General features: G+C 60.0%; 7 protein-coding genes. All 7 read right to left on the bottom strand.

Annotated features, from left to right (window positions below; genetic code table 11):
• Window positions 1-215: hypothetical protein (locus Q0510_RS00160; RefSeq protein ID WP_298707136.1), on the bottom strand; the 215-nt coding region annotated here is incomplete at its 3' end.
• Between the two features lies 1 nt (window position 216).
• Complete coding sequence (locus Q0510_RS00155) at window positions 217-1,020, bottom strand: CbbQ/NirQ/NorQ/GpvN family protein (RefSeq protein ID WP_298707134.1); 804 nt, start codon at window positions 1,018-1,020, stop codon at window positions 217-219.
• A gap of 32 nt (window positions 1,021-1,052) precedes the next feature.
• Window positions 1,053-2,318: an alginate export family protein gene (locus tag Q0510_RS00150; RefSeq protein ID WP_298707132.1), complete on the bottom strand. Its 1,266-nt coding sequence runs from the start codon at window positions 2,316-2,318 to the stop codon at window positions 1,053-1,055.
• Window positions 2,311-2,805 carry an SCO family protein gene (locus Q0510_RS00145; protein WP_298707130.1) on the bottom strand — a complete coding sequence of 165 codons (495 nt, stop codon included), beginning with the start codon at window positions 2,803-2,805 and terminating at the stop codon, window positions 2,311-2,313. Before Q0510_RS00145 ends, Q0510_RS00150 begins: the two co-directional genes overlap by 8 nt.
• 124 nt (window positions 2,806-2,929) lie before the next feature.
• Window positions 2,930-3,415, bottom strand: a complete 486-nt coding sequence (locus tag Q0510_RS00140; RefSeq protein ID WP_298707128.1) for a cytochrome c — start codon at window positions 3,413-3,415, stop codon at window positions 2,930-2,932.
• Window positions 3,416-3,421: 6 nt separating this feature from the next.
• Entirely contained in the window at window positions 3,422-4,273 is an 852-nt protein-coding gene (locus tag Q0510_RS00135; RefSeq protein WP_298707126.1) for a formylglycine-generating enzyme family protein, read from the bottom strand.
• Window positions 4,274-4,282: 9 nt separating this feature from the next.
• On the bottom strand, window positions 4,283-5,976 hold a 1,694-nt coding region (locus tag Q0510_RS00130; protein WP_298707124.1), incomplete at its 5' end, for a TonB-dependent receptor.

Here is a 5,976-nt window from a genome sequence, read left to right as displayed (position 1 = left end):
GCATTTTTCGGGGAGGAAGAAGCTGTCGCCCTTGAAGCCGCCTCTTTCACGGCGGGGAATATCTCCACCGGCCTGCCGGTAAGCGCTCTTGCCAGCAGGGTAAGCCGGGGCCGCAGGGGCTCCAGCGCCACGATGTGCGATGCGTTTGCCGCCTGCAGTTTCCTGTGCCGGAAGTAGCGGGCCACCCTGCCGAATATGTATTCGTCGAGTGCCATGTTATATCATGAGGTCGGCGACGTCGCACAGCGCGGCGATGGTTTCGTCGTCGTCGGTTAAAGGTTCAATAATAGCTGTGCGCACGCTGAGCCTTTTCGGCAGCCCGCTGCGGATCAGCCGCGCGGCGTCTACCAGCAGGCGCGTGGAGGCCGTTTCGGCCAATCCCAGTTCCCGCAGGTTGCGGATCTTGCCGCCGATCTTCACCAGCCGGGTGGCCACGTCGGCATCCACACCGGTCTCGCGGATGAGGATGTTCTTTTCCGTGTCCGCGTCCGGGTACCGGAACGAGATGCCCGCGAAGCGCTGGCGGGTGGAGGGCTTCAGTTCCTTATAGCCCCGCTGGTAACCCGGGTTGAAGGAGGCCACGAGCATGAAGTCGCTCCCGGCGCACACGGTTTCGCCCAGCTTGTCGATGTAGAGCTGGCGGCGGTGGTCGGTGAGCGGGTGGATGGCCACGATCACGTCGGGCCGCGCTTCGGCCATTTCATCGAGGTAGAGGATGGCGCCGGTTTTTACGGCGGACACCAGCGGCCCGTCGATCCACACGGTTTCCGCGCCTTTCACGATGTAGCGGCCGATGAGGTCGGTAGAGGAAGTTTCTTCGTGGCAGGATACGGTGATTAGCGGCCTCCCCAGCACGGCCGCCATGTATTCCACAAAGCGGGATTTGCCCGTGCCGGTGGGGCCTTTTAATAAAACGGGTATCTGGTTATGGAATGCATGGGTGAACACCGCCTCCTCTTTACCGGTTTCCTGGTAGAAGGGCCGCGTTTTGCCCAATGTTTCTGCTATGCTGTTCATCATGTTTGCCCGGTTTGATGGGTGAACGGATACGATTATTTGCCGGTCGTTGTCTTAAAGGAGAAAAGTTTCGGGTTGACCTGCAACTCCAGGAAAAACCAGTTGTTGGCATGCCGGCTGCCGCCTTTCAGCGCTTCCATGCTTTCGGTGGCCAGCATCTGCGAGTAGCCGCCGTTCAGCCACACGGATTCCATCACCCGGTAACCGAACGTACAGTCGATTTCGGTGCCGAGATAGTTGTCCAGTTTTTGTCCGTTGCGGTACAGCCCCGCCGCCGTGGCGAAATAGTGCGGGGTGATGCGGGCTTTGAACCTGGGCTTTTCGTAGGCGAGATGGGCGTACAGGTCCGTCAGCCCCACGGAGTTGGCGTGGTTGCCGACGAAGAAGTAGTCCATAAACCCGTTGAATTTATGGTTGGTGCCGAACCAGGGCGTGAAGCTTTTGAAGCCCGCATCCCTGTCGTTCCCTGCTTTCCCGGAAAGGAATTCCATCCCCAGGCCGGGCGCCCAGCCGCTTTCCAGGCGGTAGCTGACGTTGCCGGCGGCATTCCAGGCGAAGAGGCTATTGCCGTTCAGCTTGCCGGTTTGCGCGTACAGGGAAACGCCGGTGTTCCAGCCTTCGCGTGCGTAGGTGGCGCGGGTGCCGAAGGTCTGGTTCCAGGCGAGCTTTTCTTTTTGTGATACGAGGTAAGGCAAAGCCTGGTTCAGGGCGAGCAGGCTGAGGCTGAAGTGCTCTCCCTGCCGGTGGTACCATGCGAATTGCAGGTGTTTGTATTGCTGGGGAATGGTGTAAGGCTCCCGCGCGTTGGATTCCCGCAGGGCGCTGACGGCGGCGCCGGCATGCAGGGCCTGCGCTTTGGAAGGCGTGTATTTGAACAGGAGCACGTCGTGGCTGCGGGCCTGCATCGTCCAGTCCACATTCCCGAGGATGCGCGCGTCGTCGTAATTCAGTTCCTGCCGGCCGGCTTTAACGGACCAGTTCTTCGCGAACAGCAGCTCCGCCCAGGCTTCGTGCATCTGGAAGTTGGCGTCGGTCCTGGCCCCGGTGGCCACGTCTCCCCAGGTCCGCACGTTCTGCGGCGCGATGCGCAGTTTTAATTTCGATGAAGTATGGTCGATGACAATGCGGGTGCGCTGCGTCATGAAGCTGGCGGCTTTCAGCGTGTCGTGGAACGGCGCGCCGTACCCGTGGCGGTATTCGTACCGGAAACGGAGGTCGGCGCTGACGTCGGTTTGTTGCCCGCGGGATGGGATGCCTGCCAGCAGCAGGGCGCAGCAGCATAGGATGGTTAATTTATTCATGTCCGGCGGATTGGGTGATGGCGGATAGGGTTTCTTTATTGTTCACGCCGAGGCCTTCCATCTGGTGGATCAGGTCGCCGGCGGGATTGAAGACGCTGATGATATTGGAATGGCTGAAATCCATCGGCGAGATCTCCTTGTACTTCACGGCCAGCACATTGGCGAGCTCGCGGACGGATTCGTCATTTCCCTGCAAAAACGTCCACTCCTGCCCGTCCATGTCCTTCCCCACGGCGAAAGCCTTCAGCTGCTCCAGCATGTCGGCCACGAGCCGCGGGCAGGAGGCCCTGCAGGTCGTGTAGATCATCACCACTACCAGCGTTTTGCCTTTCAGGTCTTTCAGGCGGATGGTGTTGCCTTCCTCCGTGCGCCACTCCGAGGCAAGGTGGAATATCGATTCACCGGATTCCTGTGGCGCGGGGGATGCCCGCCGGGTGCATGCCGGGAGCATCGCAGCGAGGGCGAGCAGGACGGATATCGTTTTCATATGGTGCCAGTTGAGTGCAGCGGGCATCCGGACCGGGCCCCCCCGTAGATATCCGGAGCCGCTGCTTTGTTAGAACAATTGAGACTAAAAACAAACTGCTTTTACCGTTCTGGATGTGCATGCATTATTTAGCCGCGCCCACCATCTCCACCGTCACGTCCTGCGCCGTGTTGCCCCAGCTGTTGTACACGTAGGTCAGCACGTCGGCCACTTCCTTGTGGCTGAGCGTTTGGGCGGGCATGGCACTGTTGTAGGTGACGCCGTTGACGGTTACCTCACCTGTTTTGCCGTGCAGCACGATCTGTATGGCGCGGTTCACGTCTTCGTTCAGGTAATCCGACTTGGCCAGCGGCGGGAAGGCGTTGGGTATGCCGGCGCCGTTTTCCTGGTGGCAGGCCTGGCAGGTTTTGGTATAAATGGCTTTGCCATTGGCGATCCTGGCTTCCGCGGTTTCTGGTGCAGCGGGCTCAGGAGCCGCTTCCGCGGAAGCGGGCATCGTGTCTCTCTGTGCGATGCCTGTCAGGTCGCCTTTGTTTTCCTCCGGTTCAACGCCGCCGCAGGATGCAAGGAATGCGCCCAGCGCGGCCAGCAACAAATATTTCTTTTTCATCTTTCGTTAATTTTCAGTGTTGACGCACCGGAACCCCTGGTTCCGGATGCAGTAATTCGCTTTCAGGCTGCCCCTGAAGGCAAACCGCATAAACGCGGCGTAATTCATGAGATCGCTGGCGCCGATGCTGCCGCTTCCGCAGAACATATTGGCATCGCCCGAAACATCTCTCCGCGATTCCCCCGACACCATTACTTCGTTAAAATCTTCCGTCCATTCCCACACCAGGCCATGCAGGTCGTGCAGGCCCCAATAGTTGGCGCTGTCCTGCATAACCGGGTTGCCGGCGGTATTCGGTTTTTCGTACCAGCTGAGGATGTGCTGGTTGTAGGCCGCATTCTTCCTGGCGTCCGGCATACTGGCATCCGCCATCGCGGCATATTCCCACTGGTCAACGGTAGGGAGCTTTTTCCCGGTGGCTTTGCAATATGCTTTCGCCGCAAACCAGGATACGTTGGTCACCGCAGCATCCGGGTGCATGCCTGGCCCGGGGGTGGTATCGTTGGCCCACCCGGCGAGGTAATTCCCGTTGGCGTATATCGGCTTCACCGCCGAGCGCCGCCATTGCGGGTTGCGCTGCACGAAGGCCAGGTATTGCCTGTTGGTGACCGGGTGGATGTCCATTTTAAAATCGTTGACGTTGACGGTGGTATCCTTCCCGCCATAAAACGGGGTGTAGTTCCCTCCCTTCACTTCCATCATCACTACGTTATCTTTCATGGGAATCATGAAAGGCTCCCCGCCGGCATCGCCGGCAACCGACCACACACTCGGAGCCGAATCCAGAACTGTCAGGTTATTGCAGGATTCAGACATAATCACCAGCAGGCATGCGGCAGAGAGCCATCCAGGATTCATAGGCTAAGGTTAATGTGTCCGTTTTGCGGCTACCATGGCCGGTTTGATTTCCTGTTTCTTGTTGCCCCAGCTGGCGTACACGTAGGTCAGCACGTTGGCGATCTCCTCGTCAGACAGTACCTGCGCGGGCATTACGCCGTTGTATTTTTGCCCGTTCACCGTGATCTCGCCCTGCTTGCCGTGCAGCACCACATCTATCGCCCTGCCGGCATCTTCGTTGAGATAGTCGGATTTGGCCAGCGGCGGGAAGGCGTTGGCGATGCCGGCGCCATTGTCCTGGTGGCAGGCGAGGCAGGTTTTGGCATAAACCGATTTGCCCAATGCGATACGTTCTTCGATGTTGGCGGCTTTTGGTGCAGGAGGCGCCGCTGCGCCGGGCATCTTTTGGATCGTGCCGCCTTCGGGCTGGTAGATCCCTTCGGTTTGCTTGCCGGAATAGATCTGCTTGTTCTCGTCGCCGGTTACCGTGAGCATGCCCAGCGATCCTTTGTTGAAGGTGCGCGTCAACGCATGGTCCACGATCACGAACGTGCCGGGCACTTCGACCTTAAAGTCCACGATGACCGCGCCGCCGGCGGGCACGAGGGTGGTTTGAACGTTTTTGTTGATGAGGTCGCCGCCTTCCACATGCACATTGTCGAAGATCTCACCGATCACATGGAAAGAGGATACCAGGTTGGGGCCGCCGTTGCCCACGAAGAGGCGCACGGTTTCACCGACGTTGGCCCTGATGGCATTGTCGCCCGTGAGGGAGCCCACCTTGCCGTTGAACACCACGTAATCCGGGTGCTCGTCTACCGCCTTTTGCATATCGAAAGGCTGCAGGCCGGGCTGGCCGTTCTTCCCTTTGGTGTAGAAATCGCCCTGCATGATGTAGTACTCCTTGTCTACCGGCGGCAGGCCGCCTTCCGGCTCCACGAGGATGAGGCCGTACATGCCGTTGGCGATGTGCATGGCCACGGGCGCGGTGGCGCAGTGGTACACGTACAAACCGGGGTTGATCACCTTGAAGGAGAACACCACTTCGTGCCCCGGCGCCACGAAGGAAGAGGCGGCGCCGCCATCCGGGCCGGTCAGCTTCAGGGTGGTATAGCCGGCAGTCAGGTCGATATGGTTGTTGAGCCGGCCCACGGCTTCCAGCTCCACGCCGGTGGACTTCACGTCTTCGGGCGCGTAGACCGCCTGGCCATTCTGGTTATAGGTGCCCGTGGGCGTGGCCAGGCCCGACTGCTTGGCCTGGAACACCGCGACCGAGGTCAGCAGGCGCTTGTCCAGCCAGTCGGCTTTCAGGCCCGCCTCGTAGTTGGTGCCCTTGCTCGGGTCGAGATAGCGGTCGTTCGCATCGGCCTGGCTCTGCGGGAAATACAGGTCGGAGTAGCTCACGTAGCCCAGCACGCTGGGCGTGAACTCGAACGTCAGCCCGGCATAGGGGCTGGTCTTGCTGCGTGAAAGGTCGGAGGCCACGCCATAGCTCGTTCCGTCGCGGCTGTATTGCGCGTGGTTGACTCCCACCACCGCCTTGAGCCGATCCGTCAGCGTGAACCGCATGGTGCCAAATGCGCGCTGCAGTTTCTGGTTCAGCGTGCTTTCGAGGGCCAATGGGCCCCACTGCGGCTCGGGAACAAGGTTGCCGGGGTACGGAAAGCCCGGCAGCGCGATGGCGCTGCAGGCACTGGCGCCGCAGTCCGACCCGGCGTATCCAT

This window comes from uncultured Chitinophaga sp., from assembly GCF_937874145.1.
Lineage (GTDB): Bacteria > Bacteroidota > Bacteroidia > Chitinophagales > Chitinophagaceae > Chitinophaga.
The sequence above is the reverse complement of the archived record's forward strand: the minus strand, read 5'-3'. Positions and strand labels throughout refer to the sequence as shown.